Origin of the sequence: Saccharothrix coeruleofusca, assembly GCF_014648515.1 — a bacterium.
GTDB classification, from domain to species: Bacteria; Actinomycetota; Actinomycetes; order Mycobacteriales; family Pseudonocardiaceae; genus Actinosynnema; species Actinosynnema coeruleofuscum.
Map to the genome: position 1 here is coordinate 133,891 of NZ_BMRG01000015.1, position 17,140 is coordinate 151,030.

Here is a 17,140-nt window from a genome sequence, read left to right on the forward strand (position 1 = left end):
CGCCGTCAGCGGCGGCGCTTCTTCAGGTACGCCGCGAGCTCGTCGTAGGCGCCCGCGTCGTTGCCGTACAGGGCGTAGTTGCGGGCGGTCTCCATCCACTCGCCGATGCTGGGGCGCACCGACCTCGCCGCGTCCTGGAGGTGGCGCTGGGTGATCGGCTGGACCCGGCCCGAGGCCATGGACTCCTCCATCGCCGTCTCCGTCGCCTGCTCGCAGACCAGCGCCAGGTCGGCGCCGGACATGCCGTCGGTGCCCTTGGCGATCTTCGCCAGGTCCAGCCGCTCGGTGGGGCGGCCGCGCAGGTGCAGCCGCAGGATCGCCTCGCGGGCCTGCGCGTCGGGCGGCAGCACCAGCACCGTCCGGTCGAAGCGGCCGGGCCGCAGCAGCGCCGAGTCGATGTCCCACGGGTGGTTGCTCGCGGCCAGGACGAACAGGCCCTCGTTGTCGGTGCTCGCGCCGTCGAGCTCGGCCAGCATCTGGTTGACCACACCGCGCATCGACGACCCGCCGCGCAGCTGCGACCGCTTCTGCCCCAGTGCGTCCATCTCGTCGAAGAACAGCAGGCACGGCCGGTTGCGGCGGGCGGTGTCGAAGATGCTCCGCAGGTTGCGCTCGCTGCTGCCGATCCACATGTCCAGCACGTCGCTGAGGCCGATCTCGTAGAAGCTCGCGCCCAGCTCTCCGGCCAGCGCGCGGGCGATGAGGGTCTTGCCGCAGCCGGGCGGCCCCCACAGCAGCAGCCCGCCGCGCAGGGACTTGCCGAACTGCAGGCGCAGTTCGGGGTTGCGCAGCGGGGTGAGGAACGACATGTCCAGGCGCTTCTTCACCTCGGCCAGGCCGCCGATGTCCGCCAGCGTGATCCCGGCCTTGCCGAGCGTGCCGATGGCGGGCTCGGCGACGGCCTCGCTGTCGGTCCACCGCTGGAGGATCTCGTCGGCGGTGTCCGGGATGGCCGCCGCCACCGGAGCCGTCGGCGCCGGTGGCGGGGCGACCGGGGCCGCCGGAGCGGTGGCGGGCGGGGCCGCCGGGTCCAGCGCGTCGGCGAGGCGGCCGTAAGAGGCCGCTTTCGCCTCGTCACCGGTCGCCCGTGCGGCGGCAGCGGCGGTGCGCAGCGCCCCGACGTGGTCCGGCACGGCCGCCAGGACGGCGGTCGCGTGGGTGAGGGCCCCGGCCGGGTCGCCCGCCGCCAGCAGCAGCTGCGCGACGTGGGCCCGCACCGGGTGGTTGTCGGGGTCCGCGGTCAGCGCGCCGAGCAGGGCCTCGATCACCGGATCATGCGTCACGCGGCGCACGGTACCCGATGCGGTCGCGTTGACCAGCCGGTTCCGCGTCTCTACGGTATGCCGGACGATTGCGGCGCTCGCCGGGGTGGGGAATGGACGAAACTTCTGCAGTTGCGGTGCGGCGCGGTCAGGCGCTGCTGGAGCTGGGCCGGGCCAAGGAGGCGGAGGGGCACTTCCGCACCGCGCTGGCCGCCTCCCCCGGCGACCCGGAGCTGCACACGCTGCTCGCCCAGTCGCTGCTGCGCCAGCAGCGCTACGGCGAGGCGCGCGACGCGAGCCGCGCTGCGCTCACCGCCGACCCCGAGGACGTGACGGCCCACTCCGCCCTCGCCGGGGCGCTGGCCGGGTTGAAGCTGCTGCCCGAAGCGCTGGAGGTGGTGCGGCGGGCCCTGGAGCTGGCCCCGCTGTCCGCCGGGCTGCACCTGCAGGAGGGCTACGTGCTGCTGGCGCAGGACCGGCCCGCCGAGGCGCTGGAGAGCGTCGGGCGGGCCCGCGCCCTCGCGCCGGAGGACGCCGACTGCGCGGCGCTGCGGGCGGCCGCGCTCTACGAGCTGCACCGGCTCGACGAGGCCGACGCCGCGGTGGCCGAGGCGCTGCGCCTGGACCCGCAGCACGTCGACGCCCACCGCATCCAGGGCCTGCTGGCGCTGCGCCGCGGCGGCGGCGAGTCCGCGATCCGCGCCCACCGCACCGCCCTGCGCCTGGACCCCACCGACTCGGGCGCCCGCGAGGGCCTGTCCGTCGCGCTCAAGTCCCGCAACCCGCTGTACGGGGCGCTGCTGCGGTACGGCTCGTGGCTGTCCTCGCTGCCCACCGGCACGCGCTGGCTGGTGCTGCTGGTGCCGTTCGTCCTGACCCGCCTGCTGCGCCCGTTCGACGGCCAGACGTGGGCCGAGGTGCTGATCGTCGTGGTCGTCGCGCTGGTCGTGCTGAGCTGGGCGCTGGAACCGCTGATGAACTGCGTCCTGCTGCTGGGCCGCGAGCGCCACCTGCTCAGCCGCCCGGCTCGGCTGGCGACCTACGGCTTCCTCGGCTTCGCCTCGGCGTCGATCGCGACCGTCGTGGTCGGCATGACCGCCGGTCCGCCCCGGCTGATGACCCTCGCCCTCGGCCTGGGGCTGTGGGCGATGGCCACCGGTTCCGCGCACACCGTCCGCGCGGACCTGCGCAAGGTGCCCGCGATCGGCGCGGCGGTGGCGGCGCTGCTGGCCGCCGTGGCGTTCGCGGCCACTGTGGCCGGTGCCGAGAGCGCGGGTCTGGTCGTGTCGCTGGTGCTGCTCGGCGGCATCGCCGCCACCTGGTTCACCGTCTTCGCCTAGCTCCGTCCCGAAGTCACCCGTTCGGGCGGGCCGGTAGTGGTTACCGGCCCGCCGTCGAGCGTCGGGTGGTACTTGCCAACGGGTGGGGTCAGGGGGTGGCGGGCGGGGATTCGGGCAGGGGGCAGCGGCCCGCGGCCTCCCACCGCTGCTTCAGGTCGGCGGGGATGCTGAGGGTGGTGGACTGGCCGTCGGTGAGGGTGCGAACGCTGCCGCCGAGCAGCAGCGCGCCCGCGCGGTCGAGAATCGTGGTGGCCAGTGCGCTGCTGTCCTCGGTGCGCTCCAGCGCCCGCACCAGGCGGGTGCCCGCGCGCACCACGCCCGCCCACCCGCGCGCGGAGGGGACTTGCATCCAGTCCGCCACCTCCGGCTTGACGACCTGGCGCACCATGGCGGCCACGATGCCGTCGAACACCTTGCCGGGGAACAGGTTCTCGTACAGGTCGAGCAGGTGGCGGGTGAGCACCACGCCCTCCGGCGAGGGACCGTAGGCGGTCTCCACCAGCGCGGCGCTCAGCTCGCGCGCCTCTTCCAGGCTCTCCGGCACGGCCTCGACGGGGATGCCCAGCATGGCTCCCGCCACGCGCCAGACGTAGTAGTAGTCGGCGGCTTCGGCCTCGGTGACGGAGATGCCGATGCGGCGCATCCCCTCCACCACCTGGACGGAGAAGATCAGCAGCGCGCCGACCATGTCCTGCTGGCAGACCGGCACGCCGTCGGCGGCCACGTCCCAACGCCCCGACGTGGTCAGGAAGTGCCGCACGGCGGCGTGGATGAGCCGGGTCTTCTGGATGGTCGGCACGAACGACCCGCCGCTGCCGAAGGCGTCGCGACCCATCATGTCCATGACGAACTGGGAGGTCTCCGACAACCGCCGGTGCGGCTGGTCCAGGCCGTGGGTCAGGCACAGCGCCCGCGCGCCGCGCGCGTGGGCGTAGCAGTTGACCATCGCGCCGAAGGTGAGCACCGATGCGACGTGCACGCCGTCGTCGACGAAGAACTCGTAGGCCCGCGCCACGCGGTCGTGGTCCACCCACTCCGGTGGGCTGTCGGTGGCGACGAGGAACTCCCGCACCACGTCGGGCAACCGCTCGGGGATGGGCTGGTCGTTGGCGCGGAAGTGCTCCAGCACCTCGTTGACGGCGCCGACCCGGCCGGTGGCGACCAGGTCGGCGATGACGGCGTCGGCGGGCGGGTCGCCCCGGAACTTCAGCGCTTCGACGGCGGCGGTGTCGATCATGGGCGACTCCCCTTCACTTGTGGGACTCCACCCCACACTCCGCCGATTCCCACCGCCAGAACACGATGTGGTGAATCCGCGCCCGAACGCCGCGAGCTCAGCGCTCGGGGGCCGCCTCTTTCCGCATTCCCTTCGGCGACCGGGTGCGCCGCCACCACTTGTCGACCTCGACGACGGCGTAGGCCACGACGGCCAGCCCCACCAACGGCAGCCACGCGCTCCACCCGATGGGCGCGGTGTGGAACAGCGCGTTCATCACCGGCGTGTAGGTCAGCAGCAGTTGCAGCACGACGGTGACGACGATGCCGATCAACAGCCACGGGTTGCGGCGCACGCCCACGCGCGGGCGCAGGTTCTCCAAGGAGCGGCAGTTGAACAGATAGGCGATCTGGGCCGCGACGAACACGTTGACCGCGACGGTGCGCGCCTGGTCGACCGGACCGTCGAAGAGGTGGAAGGCGGCGAACGACCCGGCCAGCAGCACCACGGAGACGAGCAGGACGCGCTGCGCCAGGCTCGCCGTGAGCAGGGGCAGCGACGGCGGCAGCGGTGGGCGGCGCATGACGTCGGGCTCGCGCGGTTCGAAGGCCAGCGTCAGCCCCAGCGCCACGGCGGTGGTCATGTTGATCCACAGGATCTGCACCGGCAGGATCGGCAGGGCGGTGCCCAGCAGGATGGCGGTGAGGATGACCAGGCCCTCGGCCATGTTGGTGGGCAGGGTCCAGATGATGAACTTGCGCAGGTTGTCGAAGACCGCCCGGCCCTCCTCCACCGCGGCGCGGATGGAGGAGAAGTTGTCGTCGGTCAGCACCATGTCGGCGGCTTGCTTGGCGACCTCGGTGCCGCCCCGGCCCATCGCGACGCCGATGTCGGCGCGGCGCAGGGCGGGGGCGTCGTTGACCCCGTCGCCGGTCATCGCCACCACGTGGCCGTCCGCCTGGAACCGCTTGACCAGCCGCAGCTTCTCCTCCGGCGAGACCCGCGCGTGCACGGCGCCGGGTGCGAGGGAGAAGTGCTCGGCGATGGCGCGGGCGGTGCCGAGGTGGTCGCCGGTGATCATGCGGACCTCGATGCCCGCCTCCTGGCAGGCCCGCACCGCTTCCAGCGCCTCGGGGCGCGGTGGGTCGTGCATCGCCTGCAGTCCCAGGAACACGGCCCCGCGCAGGGCTTCCTCGGTCAGCGGGGTGTCCTCGGGAACCTCGGCGCGGGCGAACGCGAGCACGCGCAGCCCCCGGCCCGCCAGCTCCTCGGCGTCGCGGTGGTCGGCGTCGCCGGTGAACTCGGCGATGCGCTCCACCGCCCCCTTGAGGTAGACCACGCCGCCGGTGTGGCGGGTCGCCATGAACCGCCGCTGCGAGGTGAAGGGCAGCTCGTCCACCCGCTCGGGCACGTCGTCGCGGCTGAGCCCGGCCTTGCGGGCGGAGACCACGAGCGCGGCTTCGGTGGGGTCGCCGACCGCGGTCCACCGGTCGTCCTGGCGGACCACGTCGGCGTCGTTGCACGCCAGCCCGGCCAGCAGGACCTCGCGCACGGCGGGGGGCGCGGACGGGTGCCGGGCCACCGGCGAGTAGCCGATGCCGTCGACCTCCCAGCGGTCGCCGCCCGCGACGACGTGGCGCACGGTCATGGCGTTGGCGGTGAGGGTGCCGGTCTTGTCGGTGCAGATGACGGTGGTGCTGCCCAGCGTCTCCACGGCGGGCAGCCTGCGGATGACGGCGTTGCGGCGGGCCATCCGCGCCACGCCGATCGCCAGCGTCACGGTGACCGCGGCGGGCAGGCCCTCGGGGATGGCGCCCACGGCCAGCGCGACGGCGGCGGTGACCATGTCCGCGAACGGCTCGCCGCGCAGCAGGCCGATGACCACGCTGAGCACCGCCAGGCCGAGGATGCCCGCCGTGAGCACCCGGCTGAACCTGGCCAGCTTGCGCGTCAGCGGCGTCTGCACGGTCGTGGTCGAGCCGACCAGCCGGTGCACGTGCCCGATCTCGGTGTCCGCGCCGGTCTCGACGACGACGCCGCGTCCGCCGCCGGTGGTCACCAGCGTGCCGGAGTAGGCCATGTCGGCGCGGTCGGCCAGCGCGGTGTCGTGCGGGACGGGCAGCGGGTTCTTGAGCACCGGCCGCGACTCTCCGGTCAGCGCCGACTCGTCGACGCGCAGCTCCCTGCTGCGCACCAGGCGCAGGTCGGCGGGCACCTGGTCGCCCTCCTCCAGCACCACCAGGTCGCCGGGCACCAGCTCGTCCGAGGCGACCCGCGCGGCCACGCCGTCGCGCACCACGGTGGCCTCGGTGCGGACCATCGCCTCCAGCGCGTCCAGCGCGCGTTCGGCCCTGACCTCCTGCAGGTAGCCGACGATCGCGTTGACCAGGACCACCGCCAGCACCACCGAGGCGTCCACGGTCTCGCCCAGCGCGAAGGTCAGCGCCGCCGCGCCCAGCAGCACGTAGATCAGCGGGTTGTGGAACTGCGCGAGCATCCGCCGCAGCCTGCCGGGGCCGCGGTGCTCGGGCAGCCGGTTGGGCCCCAGCTCGGCCAGCCGCCGGGCCGCCGCGGCGGCGGACAGGCCGGTGTCCGCGTCGGTCTCGGCCAGCAGCACGACCTCGTGCACCGGCATCCCGTGCGGCGCGGCCTCGCGCTCAGCCGTGGCCGACGGCACGACCGACCTCCGGGAAGCTGACGTCGACCACGCCCGCCACCGCGCCCGCGAGCACGGTGGCGACGTGCCGGTCCCGCTCGTCACCCAATGAGTCCACTATGGACACATGACCGTCCACTGCGGACACCTCCCAGCGGTGCGGGTCGGCGTAGAGGCCCAGCCGGTACCGGACTTCCTTCTCCAAGGTGCGGTCGTCGCGGCTGATCGCCCGCAGCATGTCGCGCCGGGTGACCACGCCGACCAGTCGCCTGCCGTCCACCACGCAGGCGCTGCGCACCCCGTGGTGCAGCATCAACCGGGCCAGTTCGGCCACGTCCGTGCCCGGCGAAGCGCCGACGACCGGTTGGCTCATCACCTCGGCGACGGTCCGGCACGGCACCGGCCGCCCGCGCCACGGCTCCCGCCCCAGCAGCGAGCGCGGGTCCACCGGCAGCCGGTCGCGCAGCGCGTCGGCCTCGGTGACCACCCCGACCAGCGCGCCCCGGTCGTCGACCACCGGCAGGGTGGTGAACCCCCTGGCGGCCAGCAGTGCCGCCGCCTCGCGCGCCGAGGACTCGGGCGAGACGGTGACCACGTCGCGGGTCATCAGATCGCGGACCCTCATCGCCCGGCCTCCCGCGCGCTCTCCTGGGCGCTCTCCTGGGCGCTGTCCTGGGCGCTGTCCTGGGCACTGCCCTGGGCCGGTTCCCGCGCCACCCCGGCCGCGGTCGGGTCGTGGCGGGCATCGCCGGGCGGCAGCACGACGACCGGCACGGTCGCGTGCCGCACGCAGTGGCTGCTGGTGCTGCCCAGCACGACCTGGCGCAACCGGCTGCCGCTGTGCGAGGCCACCACCAGCATCGCCGCGTCGCGGGCCTGCTCCTCCAGCACCCGCGCCGCCAGGCCGCGCACGCACAGGCGCACCACCTGCGGCAGTTCCCGGCCCTCGGCCGCGACCGCGCGCAGCGCGTCGTCCACCAGCGCCTCCGAACGCGCGCGGGCCTCCTGCTCGCTGGTCATCGCCCAGTCGGCCAGCGGCTCGTAGGAGTAGGCGTTGACCACGTGCAGCGGCACCTGACGCCGCACCGCCTCGTCCACCGCCCAGCGCAGGGCGCGCTCACCCGCGGCGGTCCCGTCGATCCCGACCACGATCGGACCAGTGCTCACGACTCCACCTCGCTCGACTCGGACTTGGTCTCGGATTGGCGCAGCACGACCACGGGGCACGCCGCGTGGTGCACGCAGTGGGAGCTGACCGAACCCAGCAGCACCCGTCGGACGGGCCCGGCGCCGCGGCTGCCGACCACCAGCAGCGCGGCCTCCCGCGACGCCTCGACCAGCACGTCGCGGGCGTCGCCCTCGGTCAGGACCGGGCGCACGTCGCCCGCGACGTCGGCCACCAGGTCCGCCAGCACGGCCTGGGCCTGCCCGCGCAGCACCTCCCGGTCCAGCCCCGCCGCCACGGCCGCCGACATGGGCCCGATCACCACCGGGTAGTCCACGTGCCAGGCCAGGACCGCGTCGACCGCGACACCGCGCAGCCCGCCCTCCTCGACCGCCCACCGCAGCGCGGCCCGGCTGGCGGGCGATCCGTCCACGCCCACCACGATCCTGTCGTCCATCTCTTCTCCTCCTCGGCTGTTCTGCTCCCAGCGTCGCAGCGGACGACGACCAAGATCAGTGGCCGCGGTCCCGCCCGGGCGGGACTTTCGTCCCGGCCGGTCCGGGAACCGGGCTCAGGACTTCTTCCCCTCGCGCGGCCGGACGACGGCCAGGGGGCAGCGGGCGTGGTGGAGCAGGGACCGGCTGGTCGAGCCCAGCAGCATCCCGGCGAAACCGCCGAGGCCGTGGCTGCCCACCACCAGCAGCTGGGCACCTTCCGCGGCGCCCAGCAGCGCCTTGGCCGGGCGCTCGTGCAGCACCAGGCGGTTCACCGGGACGTCCGGGTACTTCTCCTGCCAGCCCGCCAGGCGCTCGGCCAGCACGCGCAGCTCCTCCTGCTCGACCTGCGACCAGTCCACGGTGAAGCGGGAGTGGTAGGCGCTGTCGACCAGGAAGTCGGTCCAGGCGATGACGGCGGTGAGCGGGGCGCCGCGCAACGACGCCTCCTCGAACGCGAAGGCGACCGCGTCCTCGCTGGTCGGCGAGCCGTCCACGCCGACGACGACCGGCCCATCGGCCGGGCTCTCGTCGCGGACCACGACCACCGGGCACTCGCCGTGCGCGGTGACCGCCACCGCCACGGAGCCGACGAGCAGGCTGGACAGGCCGGTGTGGCCGCGCGAGCCCAGGACGACCAGCCGGGCACCCCTGGATGCCGACACCAGTGCCGCGACGGGGTGGCCGACGGCCACCGAGGTCTCCACCGGCACGTCGGCGACGGCGCGGGCGGCGGCCGCGGCCTGCTCGACCCACTGCCCGCCCTGCTCCTCGAACGCCCGCTGCACCTCGCGGGCGGCCACGACGACTTCCGGGTAACCGCTGACCGGCAGCTGGTAGGCGTGCACGAGGCGGAGCGGCGCGCGGTGGCGGGCGGCTTGCTCCGCCGCCCACCGGGTGGCCGCCAACGCCGACGCCGAGCCGTCCACTCCAACCACGATCGGGGCACTCATCACAGGGTCCTCTCCATGTCCACCGCTGCCTGCCACACTCGTGCGGGCAGCCCGCCGGTTGCCGTCCTCGGGTTCCGACGCTAGGCGGTCCGGGCGCGCTCGGCAGCGGTCCTCGGTCCCGGTCCGACAGGGTCCGATGGCCGGGGTGCGACCGGGCCGTGCCGTCGCACCCGGTCTGCTCGGGACCTTCGGCCGTGTGGCTTGCCCGGGTTCCGGCGGACAGTGGTTGACAGGGGTCCGAACAGGTGAAACGGGTGAACGGGATGACGAGTGCGACCGGGGTGCTGGGGCTCGACGAGGCGGAGGTGGCCGAGGTCGTCGCGACTGCGGCACCCGCCCCCGGCGCACGCGGCACGCGGTCGTGGTGGTTCCGCCTGGACGAGGACCGCATCGAGCTGCACGCCGACGCCGGGGACCGCGAACTGCGCCTGGCCTGCGGCACCGCGCTGTTCAACCTGCGCCTGGCGCTGCGCGGGCACGGCATCCGACCACTGGTCACCCTGCTGCCCGGAGCCGACGCGCCCGGCGCGCTGGCCACCGTCCGCCGAGGCGGCCGCCGCGAACTCGACGACGAGACCCGAGCGCTGATCGGGGCGACGGCGGGCGCGGTGGCGGACCGCGCTCCCCTGCTCGACACGCCCGTCCCCGCCGCGCACCGGCACGCCATGGTGCGCGCCGCCGAGCGGGAGCGCTCCTGGCTGCACGTCGTGACCGACCCCCGCGAACGCGCCCTGGTGCGGCGGCTGGTGGCCGAAGCGCACCCCACGCCCGATCACAACCCGCTGATCGCGGTGCTCTGCTCGTTCCACGACGAGCCCAGGGCCGAACTGCAGGCCGGTCAGGCGCTGCGGCGCGTGCTGCTGACAGCCGCAGGGCTCGACCTGTCCGCGACGGTCCTGCCGGGGGTGGCCGGGGTGCGCGAGGAGCTGCGCCGGGCGCTCGGCGGGGTGATCGTGCCGCAGGCCGTGCTGCGCGTCGGACCCGGCTCGCCGGTGCCCCGACGTGCCGGTGGGGCCGGTCCCACCAGGTGGTGAGACCGGCCCCACCGGGCCTGGGCCGTCAGAACCGGATGACCAGCCGCGCGGGCACCCGGCCGTCGAGCACCTCGGCGAAGGAGTCGTTGACCTCCTCCAGCTCGCGGGTCTGGGCCACCACCTCGGTGCGCCCGGCGGCGTGCAGCGCGAACACCTCGGCCAGGTCGGCGCGGGTGCCCACGATGGAGCCGACCACGCTGATGCCCTTGAGCACCACGTCGAACACCGGCAGCTCCAGCCTGCCGTCGGCGGGCAGACCAACGCACACCAGCCTGCCGCCGCGCCGCAGCGACTCGAACGCCTGCCGGAAGCTGCGCGGCGAGGCCGCCGTGGCGATGGCCACGTCCGCCCCGCCCAGCGCCCGGATCTCGGCGACCGGGTCGCCCTCGGCCGCGTTGACGGTGTGGTCGGCTCCCAGCTCGCGGGCCAGCTCCAGCTTGGCCGCCTCCACGTCCACCGCCACGGTGAACCCGCCCGCGATCCGCGCGTACTGCAGCGCCAGGTGCCCCAGGCCGCCGATGCCGAACACCGCGACCCGCTCGGCCGAGCGCACCCCCGCGACCTTGACTGCCTTGTAGGTGGTGACACCGGCGCACGTCAGCGGGGCAGCGTCCACACTGGACACGCCATCCGGCACGGGCACCACGTACCGCGCGTCCGCCAGGGTCTGCTCCGCGTAGCAGCCGTCCACCGAGTACCCGGTGTTGCGCTGCCGCTCGCACAGCGTCTCCCACCCCGACACGCAGTAGGAGCACTCGCCGCAGGCGCGCCCCAGCCACGGGATCGCCACCCTCGTGCCGATCCGCGCGGGGTCGACACCCGCGCCGACCGCCTCGACCACACCGACGCCCTCGTGCCCCGGCACGAACGGCGGGCTCGGCTTGACCGGCCAGTCGCCGTTGGCGGCGTGGATGTCGGTGTGGCAGATGCCCGACGCCTCCAAGCGCACCCGGACCTGCCCCGCGCCGGGCTCCGGCACCGGCACCTCCCGGACCTCCAGCGGCGCGCCCAGTTGCGTGACGACTGCTTCCCTCACCGCGACTCCTCGTGATCAGCGCGATTCCACAACCGCGAATCCACAGCGGAGTCTGGTTCGGCGCGGCCACCCGGCGCCCCGGTCGGAAGTCCCGTGCCGACCGTTGCCTTGGACCCTGCCGCCCGCCCCGGCGGCGGCGCAGCCTGGGAGGTGGAGGTGCACCATGCCGCACATCGGCGCCACGCGGATCGACCACGTCACCGCGGCCGAGATCGCCCGCCTGCCCGAGCCCGCACAGCGCTACCTGAGGTTCACGCGCGTGCCCGGACAGCCGGTCGACCGGTCGTTCCAGGCCACCACGCACGGCTTCTTCCGCCTGCGCCCCGACCGGCGCTGGACCGCCTGCACCAGCGAGCAGCACAACAGCGCCGCGGACCTGACCCGCGACTACCGGATGCGGCTCAGGCTCGCCCACCTCGTCCCGGTGCGGGCCGAGGACGGCTACGCGGACGGCCACGGCCGGGTGCACGCCACCGCGCTGGGCCTGTTCACCGTCGCCGACGGCCACGGCCCCGAGTACGACCTCGGCGAGCTGGTCACCTTCCTGGCCGACGCCGTCCTGCTGGCCCCGTCGATGCTGCTGCGCCTGCCCGTCGAGTGGACCGCGGTGGACGAGCACGCCTTCGAGCTGACCCTGGCCGACCGCGGCAACTCGGTCACCGCGCGCGTCACCGTGGACGACCGGGGCGCACCCCGCGAGTTCACCACCGAGGACCGCTGGGCCGACCTGCCCGAGGGCCTGGTCAAGACCCGCTGGTCGGTCCAGGTCGACGGGTGGTGCCTGGTGGTGGGCCGGATGCGGCCACGGCGGGCCACCGCCGCGTGGCGGCTGCCCGACGGGCCGTTCGCCTACGCGCAGTTCGACTACACCGGCGCGGAGATCACCTACAACCCGTGATCCCGCGCTGCGGGCGCGGGGTGGCGGCGGGAGGATCGGCGGTGCCGCCCGCCGCCGCCCGGGACGTTGAGCGCGGCGCAGCAGGGTCTTTGGACCCTGTGCCGCGGCGGCGGTGTCGGCGAAGGTCGTTGGCAGGCGAAGAAGGAGTGGATTCAGTGGCGCGGGTGTTCCTGGTGGACGACCACGAGGTGGTCCGGGTGGGGGTCCGGGAGCTGCTCAACAGCGGCGAGGACCTCGAAGTCGTGGGCGAGGCCGCCTCGGTGGCCGAGGCGCTGGCCAGGGTGCCGGGCAGCGGCGCGGAGGTGGCGGTGCTGGACGTGCGGCTGCCCGACGGCAACGGCATCGAGCTGTGCCGGGAGCTGCGCTCGCGGATGCCGGAGCTGAAGTGCCTGATGCTGACCTCGTTCACCGACGACGAGGCCCTGTTCGACGCGATCATGGCCGGGGCCTCGGGTTTCGTGCTCAAGCGCATCCTCGGCAACGACCTGCAGAACGCGGTGCGCACGGTCGCCGCGGGCGGGTCGCTGCTGGACGCCCGCTCGACCGCGGCGCTGCTCAACCGCATCCGCCGGGAGCGGGAGGAGGGCGACCCGCTGCGCGCGCTCACCGAGCAGGAGCGCACCGTGTTCGACTACATCGGCGAGGGCCTGACCAACCGGCAGATCGCGGAGAAGATGTTTCTGGCCGAGAAGACGGTCAAGAACTACGTCTCGCACCTGCTGGCCAAGCTCGGCCTGGAACGCCGCACGCAGGCCGCGGTGCTGTCGACGAAGCTGCGCAGGGCGGGCGCGCCGAGCAACGAGGAGTAGCCCGGCGCCCGGTTCGCGGTGCCGCCCGATCGCCGGGTTCCCGGGTGGCCGGTCAGGGCAGGGGGACCTGCCAGGTGACGCGGGTGCCGCGGTCGTCCTGGCCGGGGCCCACCACGCAGGTGCCGTCGAGCTCGGCGGCGCGCCGCTCCAGGTTGCGCAGCCCGCTGCGGGCCACCGCGGCGGGCATCCCGACGCCGTTGTCCAGCACCGTGATCGTCAGCGTGTCGCCCGCTTCGACGGTGATCACGACCTCGGAGGCGCGGGCGTGCCGGACGGCGTTGGTGACCGCTTCCCGCACCACCGCCTCGGCGTGCTCGCCGATGTGCTCGGGCACCGAGTTGTCCACCGTGCCCGACATCCGCACGGTCGGCGTGACCGAGGCGTCCTCGGTCAGCTCAGAGACCAGGTCCAGCAGGCGGCGGCGCAGCCCCGGCGCGTCGTCGCTGCCCTGCAGGTCGAAGATCGAGGTGCGGATCTCCAGCACCGTCTCGTCCAGCTGCACCACCGCCTTCTGCACCCGCTCGCGCACCCTCGGGTCGCGGATGGAGGCCACCGCGCCCTGCAGGCTCATGCCGGTGGCGAACAGCCGCTGGATGACGTGGTCGTGCAGGTCGCGGGCGATCCGGTCGCGGTCCTCCAGCACGTCCACCAGCCGCCGCGCCCGCTGGTTCTCGGCGAACTCCAGCGCCACGGTCGCCTGGTCGGCGAACGAGGCCAGCATCGGCACCTGGTCCGCGCCGAACTGGGCCGCGCCCTTGTCCCTGGCCGCCAGCAGCACCCCGGTCACCGCGCTGCCCGCCCGCAGCGGCACCGCCACCGCGGGCCCCACGTCGGCCTGCACGTGCCCCAGCCTGCCCTCCAGGTCCTCGACCAGCATCGGCGTGCCCGAGTCAAGCACCTCCGCCACGACCGATCCGGTGCCGCCGAAGAACCCGCCGAGCATCCCCTCCACCTGCGCCCCCGCGCCCGCGGCCACCCGCAGCCGCGGCGCGTCCACGCCCTCGTTGAGCACGATCAGCGACATCGACGCCGAGGACAGCTCCCTGGTCCGCTGCGCGATCAGGTGCAGCGCGTCGTCGGGAGAGGCGCCGCCCAGCAGCTCGGAGTTGACCTCGGCGGTGGCCTCCAGCCAGCGCTCGCGCATCCGCGACCGCTCGAACAGCCGCGCGTTCTCCACCGCCACACCGGCGGCGGCGGCCAGCGCGCTCAGCACGACCTCGTCGTCGGCGGTGAAGTCACCGCCGTCGATCTTCTCGGTCATGTAGAGGTTGCCGAACACCTCTTCGCGCACCCGCACCGGCACGCCCAGGAAGCTGTGCATCGGCGGGTGGTTGGGCGGGAAGCCCACCGACGCCGGGTGCTCGCTCAGGTCGTGCACCCGGATCGCCCTCGGATCCTTGATCAGCAGCCCCAGCAGGCCCTTGCCCTGCGGCAGGTGCCCCATGTGCGAGCGGGTCTCCTGGTCGATGCCGACGTAGACGAACTGCGACAGGTCGTCCCTGGTGCCCAGCACGCCCAGCGCGCCGTAGCGCGCGCCCACCAGCTCCACCGCCGCCTGCACGATCCGCTGCAGCGTCGAGTCCAGCTCCAGCCCCGCGCCCACCGCCAGCACCGCGTCCAGCAGGCGCTGCATCTTGTCGCGGGTCGAGCCGATCTCGGTCAACCGCTCGCGCATCTCGTCGAGCAGCTCGTCCAGACGCAGACCACCCAGCAGGCGGCGCGGGGCATCATCTCCTTGGGCGACCATGATCCCAGCGTTGCACGAGCGCGCGGAACGGGCCAAGTCCACCACTCGGGCAGCGGCCACGCCGGGGTCCCAGCCGGACGTCCTCCCTGCGCGGGCCGCGTGGCGGTGGTCTTGCCCTGCGGGCCGTGGGGCCGCCGCGGTCGTCACACCAGCCGCCGCCAGGCCGGTTCGACCTCGCACCAGCCCTGCTCCCACCGACGCAGCCTGCGCCGGTCCAGCAGCAGGCGGACCACCAGGCACAGCAGCGCCAGCGCGGCGCACAGCGCCGTCCAGGCACCCGTCGCGGCGGCCACCGCGTCGACCACCGCGCCCCTCGCGGTCAGCGGCGCGGGCACCCTCGTCCCGCTCGCGTCGACCCAGACCGGCACGACGCTGCCCGCGAGGACGTCGTTGGCCACCGGGATCTCGTCGCGCCGCGTCGTGCCGTCGGGCAGTCGCCACTCGGCCAGCACGTTCGGCCCCACGACCAAGCCGCCGCCCCCCGCCGAGCTGGGCGCGTCGGCCAGCAGGACCGCGTCCACCTGCCTCCTGCCCAGCAGCTGATCACGAGACGCCGCCGACCGGTCGGCGTAGACCTCCGACCCGAGCGCGGCGGCGAACGGCACCCCGAGCACGGCCACCACGACCGCGCTCGCCAGCAGGACAGCCTCCAGCCGGTCGTCGGCGCGGGCCAGCGGGTTGCGCCAGTCGAACAAGCGGCGGGCCCACCGGGCAACCGGAGTCGCCGCCCGCGCGTTCACCTCCGCCATCCCTCAGGCGTCCAGCGGCTCGTAGAACTTGTGCGGATTCACGTCGGTCACTCCCGGCACGGTCCGCACCAGCGCGGTGACCACCTGCTGCTCCGCCACGTCGTCGAACGGGCCGGTGACCACGACGCGGCCGTCCGCCACCTCGACCCGCCAGCGCCGGGTGCGGCTGTAGGCGCGCAGCAGGCGGTCGACCCTGCCCGCCAGGACGTCGTCCTCCGGGGTCAGCACGCGCAGCAGGTCGTTGCGGCTGATCACACCGACCAGCACGCCGCGGGCGTCCACCACCGGCAGGCAGCGCAGCCGGTGGCCCAGCACCGCGCCCGCCAGCTCAGCGGGCGTGGCGGTCAGCGGGGCGCTGACCACCGGCGCGGTCATCACCTGCCGCACCGTCGCGGCGGCGTCCCGGCCGAGGCTGGCCACCAGCAGGTCGGCTCCGGACACGATGCCGACCAGGTGCTTCTGCACGTCCACCACGGGCAGGGCGGCGAAGCCGTGGTCCACCAGCAGCGCGCTCGCGGTGCGCACGGTCGTGGCCGGGGTGACCGAGACGACCGGCCGGGTCATCACATCTGCGGCGTTCATACCGGTGACGATCCACCCGTCCCGGTGCGCGCGGTAGTGCGGTTGGGCCCTCGCTCGCGGAGTCCTTGGTCCCGATTCGCCCGCGAACCCGAGTCGAGCCCCCGAGGTCCGGCTCGGGACTTCCGGTGCGCATGGACTCCGCTCCGCGGTGACCTTGTGCCCTCCCGCCGTCGCAACCCCGCAGCGCACGCTGGAGCCAGGAGGTGCCGGATGATCGTCGTCGGTGTGGACGGGTCGCCCGCCAGTCGCGGGGCGTTGCGCTGGGCGTTGGACGAAGCGACGCGCACCGGCGCGTCCGTCGAGGCGGTCATGGCGTGGTCACGCGAGCCGGAGCCGGTGCCCGCCGCGTCGCCGGGCGAGCACCCCCACGGCGATCAGCCCGACCGCAGGCACCCCGCGCGGGAGCTGCACGAGATCGTCGAGCAGGTGCGCGCACGGGTGCCCCGAGCGCCCGAGGTCGTCGAGGTGACCATCGTCGGCGACGCGGGCCGGGCGCTCACCGACGCGTCCCGGCAGGCGGACCTGCTCGTGGTGGGCGCCACCGGACGCGGCGCGCTGGTCCAGGCGCTGCTCGGCGACGTGCCCGCGACCTGCCTGCGCCACTCGGCGTGCCCGGTGGTCGTGGTGCCGCCCCGGCGCACCTGACCGATCCCGCCCCACGGAGGTGACCCGCCATGACCACCACGACCCCGACCCGGCTGCCGCTGCCGCTGCCGCTGCTGATCGACCAGCTGGCCGCGCACCCCGACCTCACCCGCACCACGGCGTGCGTGGTGCGGACCGATCCGGCCACGGCCTACCGCACCGTGCGCGAACGCCCCGCCCCGCGCTCCCGCCTGTGGGAGCGGCCGGGCTGGAGCGTGCTCGGCGAGCGCCCCGGCGCGGAGCTGGTGTTCGGCTCGATCCTCCCGTCCAGGTCCCCCGCCCGCCCGCGCGAGCTGGAGGCCAGGGACTTCGTGGACTTCGCCCTGCCCGGTCACCTCAAGGTGGCCTGCTCGCTGTCGGTGCTGCCCTACGGGCAGTGCCGCGCGCTGGTGACCTGCGAGTTCCGCGTCACGGCCACCGACCCGCGGTCCTGGCAACGCCTCCGCCACGGCCGAGGGCTGATCAGCCCGCTGCTGGGGCTGCTGCAGCGCGCGATCCTGCGCTCGGTGCGGCGGGACAGCGCCCGCAGTCGCCCGCGTTGAGGGCGCTGTCCC

17 protein-coding genes are annotated in these 17,140 nt (G+C 74.5%); 6 read left to right on the forward strand and 11 right to left on the reverse strand.

Going from position 1 to position 17,140, the window contains the following annotated elements; translation table 11 throughout:
* Positions 1-5 precede the first annotated feature (5 nt).
* A complete protein-coding gene (locus IEZ00_RS28090; RefSeq protein WP_189226354.1) occupies positions 6-1,283 on the reverse strand; it encodes an AAA family ATPase in 1,278 nt (425 codons plus the stop codon).
* 68 nt (positions 1,284-1,351) lie between these two features.
* Between IEZ00_RS28090 and IEZ00_RS28095 the strand changes: the two genes are divergently transcribed.
* Positions 1,352-2,602, forward strand: a complete 1,251-nt coding sequence (locus IEZ00_RS28095) for a tetratricopeptide repeat protein (protein WP_373293212.1) — start codon at positions 1,352-1,354, stop codon at positions 2,600-2,602.
* A gap of 88 nt (positions 2,603-2,690) precedes the next feature.
* On the opposite strand, the gene IEZ00_RS28100 is transcribed toward IEZ00_RS28095, so the two are convergent.
* The 6 genes from IEZ00_RS28100 to IEZ00_RS28125 all read right to left on the reverse strand — a co-directional run bounded on the left by IEZ00_RS28100 (position 2,691) and on the right by IEZ00_RS28125 (position 9,086).
* Positions 2,691-3,839: an oxygenase MpaB family protein gene (locus tag IEZ00_RS28100; protein ID WP_189226356.1), complete on the reverse strand. Its 1,149-nt coding sequence runs from the start codon at positions 3,837-3,839 to the stop codon at positions 2,691-2,693.
* Between the two features lie 97 nt (positions 3,840-3,936).
* A complete protein-coding gene (locus IEZ00_RS28105; RefSeq protein ID WP_306344704.1) occupies positions 3,937-6,495 on the reverse strand; it encodes an HAD-IC family P-type ATPase in 2,559 nt (852 codons plus the stop codon).
* On the reverse strand, positions 6,476-7,099 hold the full coding sequence (locus IEZ00_RS28110; protein ID WP_189226357.1) for a CBS domain-containing protein: 624 nt from the start codon (positions 7,097-7,099) through the stop codon (positions 6,476-6,478). The genes IEZ00_RS28105 and IEZ00_RS28110 overlap by 20 nt, the downstream gene beginning before the upstream one ends.
* Positions 7,096-7,641, reverse strand: coding sequence for a universal stress protein (locus IEZ00_RS28115; RefSeq protein WP_189226358.1), 546 nt, complete (start codon positions 7,639-7,641; stop codon positions 7,096-7,098). The genes IEZ00_RS28110 and IEZ00_RS28115 overlap by 4 nt, the downstream gene beginning before the upstream one ends.
* The gene (locus IEZ00_RS28120) at positions 7,638-8,096 is read right to left on the reverse strand and encodes a universal stress protein (protein WP_189226359.1); all 459 of its coding nucleotides are present in this window, start codon (positions 8,094-8,096) and stop codon (positions 7,638-7,640) included. The genes IEZ00_RS28115 and IEZ00_RS28120 overlap by 4 nt, the downstream gene beginning before the upstream one ends.
* A 114-nt stretch (positions 8,097-8,210) precedes the next feature.
* Complete coding sequence (locus IEZ00_RS28125) at positions 8,211-9,086, reverse strand: universal stress protein (RefSeq protein WP_189226360.1); 876 nt, start codon at positions 9,084-9,086, stop codon at positions 8,211-8,213.
* Positions 9,087-9,349: 263 nt separating this feature from the next.
* Here IEZ00_RS28125 and IEZ00_RS28130 point away from each other — a divergent pair, with 263 nt between their 5' ends.
* Positions 9,350-10,120, forward strand: coding sequence for a nitroreductase family protein (locus IEZ00_RS28130; RefSeq protein WP_189226361.1), 771 nt, complete (start codon positions 9,350-9,352; stop codon positions 10,118-10,120).
* A gap of 25 nt (positions 10,121-10,145) precedes the next feature.
* Here IEZ00_RS28130 and IEZ00_RS28135 read toward each other — a convergent pair whose 3' ends face one another.
* Complete coding sequence (locus IEZ00_RS28135; protein ID WP_189226362.1) at positions 10,146-11,156, reverse strand: zinc-dependent alcohol dehydrogenase; 1,011 nt, start codon at positions 11,154-11,156, stop codon at positions 10,146-10,148.
* A 163-nt stretch (positions 11,157-11,319) separates the two neighbouring features.
* On the opposite strand from IEZ00_RS28135, the gene IEZ00_RS28140 reads away from it, so the two are divergent.
* Together IEZ00_RS28140 and IEZ00_RS28145 are read left to right on the forward strand one after the other, a co-directional pair.
* Positions 11,320-12,054 carry a DUF6544 family protein gene (locus IEZ00_RS28140; RefSeq protein ID WP_189226363.1) on the forward strand — a complete coding sequence of 245 codons (735 nt, stop codon included), beginning with the start codon at positions 11,320-11,322 and terminating at the stop codon, positions 12,052-12,054.
* A 155-nt stretch (positions 12,055-12,209) separates the two neighbouring features.
* Positions 12,210-12,863 carry a response regulator transcription factor gene (locus tag IEZ00_RS28145; RefSeq protein ID WP_189226364.1) on the forward strand — a complete coding sequence of 218 codons (654 nt, stop codon included), beginning with the start codon at positions 12,210-12,212 and terminating at the stop codon, positions 12,861-12,863.
* 52 nt (positions 12,864-12,915) lie between these two features.
* On the opposite strand, the gene IEZ00_RS28150 is transcribed toward IEZ00_RS28145, so the two are convergent.
* The 3 genes from IEZ00_RS28150 to IEZ00_RS28160 form a co-directional block, all read right to left on the reverse strand.
* On the reverse strand, positions 12,916-14,610 hold the full coding sequence (locus IEZ00_RS28150) for a GAF domain-containing sensor histidine kinase (protein WP_189226365.1): 1,695 nt from the start codon (positions 14,608-14,610) through the stop codon (positions 12,916-12,918).
* Positions 14,611-14,753: 143 nt separating this feature from the next.
* The gene (locus tag IEZ00_RS28155; RefSeq protein ID WP_189226366.1) at positions 14,754-15,359 is read right to left on the reverse strand and encodes an Rv1733c family protein; all 606 of its coding nucleotides are present in this window, start codon (positions 15,357-15,359) and stop codon (positions 14,754-14,756) included.
* Between the two features lie 3 nt (positions 15,360-15,362).
* Positions 15,363-15,941: a CBS domain-containing protein gene (locus IEZ00_RS28160; protein ID WP_189226367.1), complete on the reverse strand. Its 579-nt coding sequence runs from the start codon at positions 15,939-15,941 to the stop codon at positions 15,363-15,365.
* A 210-nt stretch (positions 15,942-16,151) separates the two neighbouring features.
* Between IEZ00_RS28160 and IEZ00_RS28165 the strand changes: the two genes are divergently transcribed.
* Both IEZ00_RS28165 and IEZ00_RS28170 read left to right on the forward strand, forming a co-directional pair.
* Positions 16,152-16,586 (forward strand): universal stress protein, encoded by a 435-nt coding sequence (locus tag IEZ00_RS28165; protein ID WP_189226368.1) that lies wholly within the window; start codon positions 16,152-16,154, stop codon positions 16,584-16,586.
* A gap of 29 nt (positions 16,587-16,615) precedes the next feature.
* Positions 16,616-17,128: a hypothetical protein gene (locus IEZ00_RS28170; protein WP_189226369.1), complete on the forward strand. Its 513-nt coding sequence runs from the start codon at positions 16,616-16,618 to the stop codon at positions 17,126-17,128.
* Positions 17,129-17,140: the final 12 nt, after the last annotated feature.

Bases quoted from the DNA above. Each gene is read 5' to 3' on its own strand.
- IEZ00_RS28100 (WP_189226356.1), bottom strand. From the start codon at position 3,839: ATGATCGACACCGCCGCCGTCGAAGCGCTGAAGTTCCGGGGCGACCCG.
- IEZ00_RS28110 (WP_189226357.1), bottom strand. From the start codon at position 7,099: ATGAGGGTCCGCGATCTGATGACCCGCGACGTGGTCACCGTCTCGCCC.
- IEZ00_RS28120 (WP_189226359.1), bottom strand. From the start codon at position 8,096: ATGGACGACAGGATCGTGGTGGGCGTGGACGGATCGCCCGCCAGCCGG.
- IEZ00_RS28125 (WP_189226360.1), bottom strand. From the start codon at position 9,086: ATGAGTGCCCCGATCGTGGTTGGAGTGGACGGCTCGGCGTCGGCGTTG.
- IEZ00_RS28130 (WP_189226361.1), top strand. From the start codon at position 9,350: ATGACGAGTGCGACCGGGGTGCTGGGGCTCGACGAGGCGGAGGTGGCC.
- IEZ00_RS28140 (WP_189226363.1), top strand. From the start codon at position 11,320: ATGCCGCACATCGGCGCCACGCGGATCGACCACGTCACCGCGGCCGAG.
- IEZ00_RS28150 (WP_189226365.1), bottom strand. From the start codon at position 14,610: ATGGTCGCCCAAGGAGATGATGCCCCGCGCCGCCTGCTGGGTGGTCTG.
- IEZ00_RS28155 (WP_189226366.1), bottom strand. From the start codon at position 15,359: ATGGCGGAGGTGAACGCGCGGGCGGCGACTCCGGTTGCCCGGTGGGCC.
- IEZ00_RS28160 (WP_189226367.1), bottom strand. From the start codon at position 15,941: ATGAACGCCGCAGATGTGATGACCCGGCCGGTCGTCTCGGTCACCCCG.
- IEZ00_RS28165 (WP_189226368.1), top strand. From the start codon at position 16,152: ATGATCGTCGTCGGTGTGGACGGGTCGCCCGCCAGTCGCGGGGCGTTG.
- IEZ00_RS28170 (WP_189226369.1), top strand. From the start codon at position 16,616: ATGACCACCACGACCCCGACCCGGCTGCCGCTGCCGCTGCCGCTGCTG.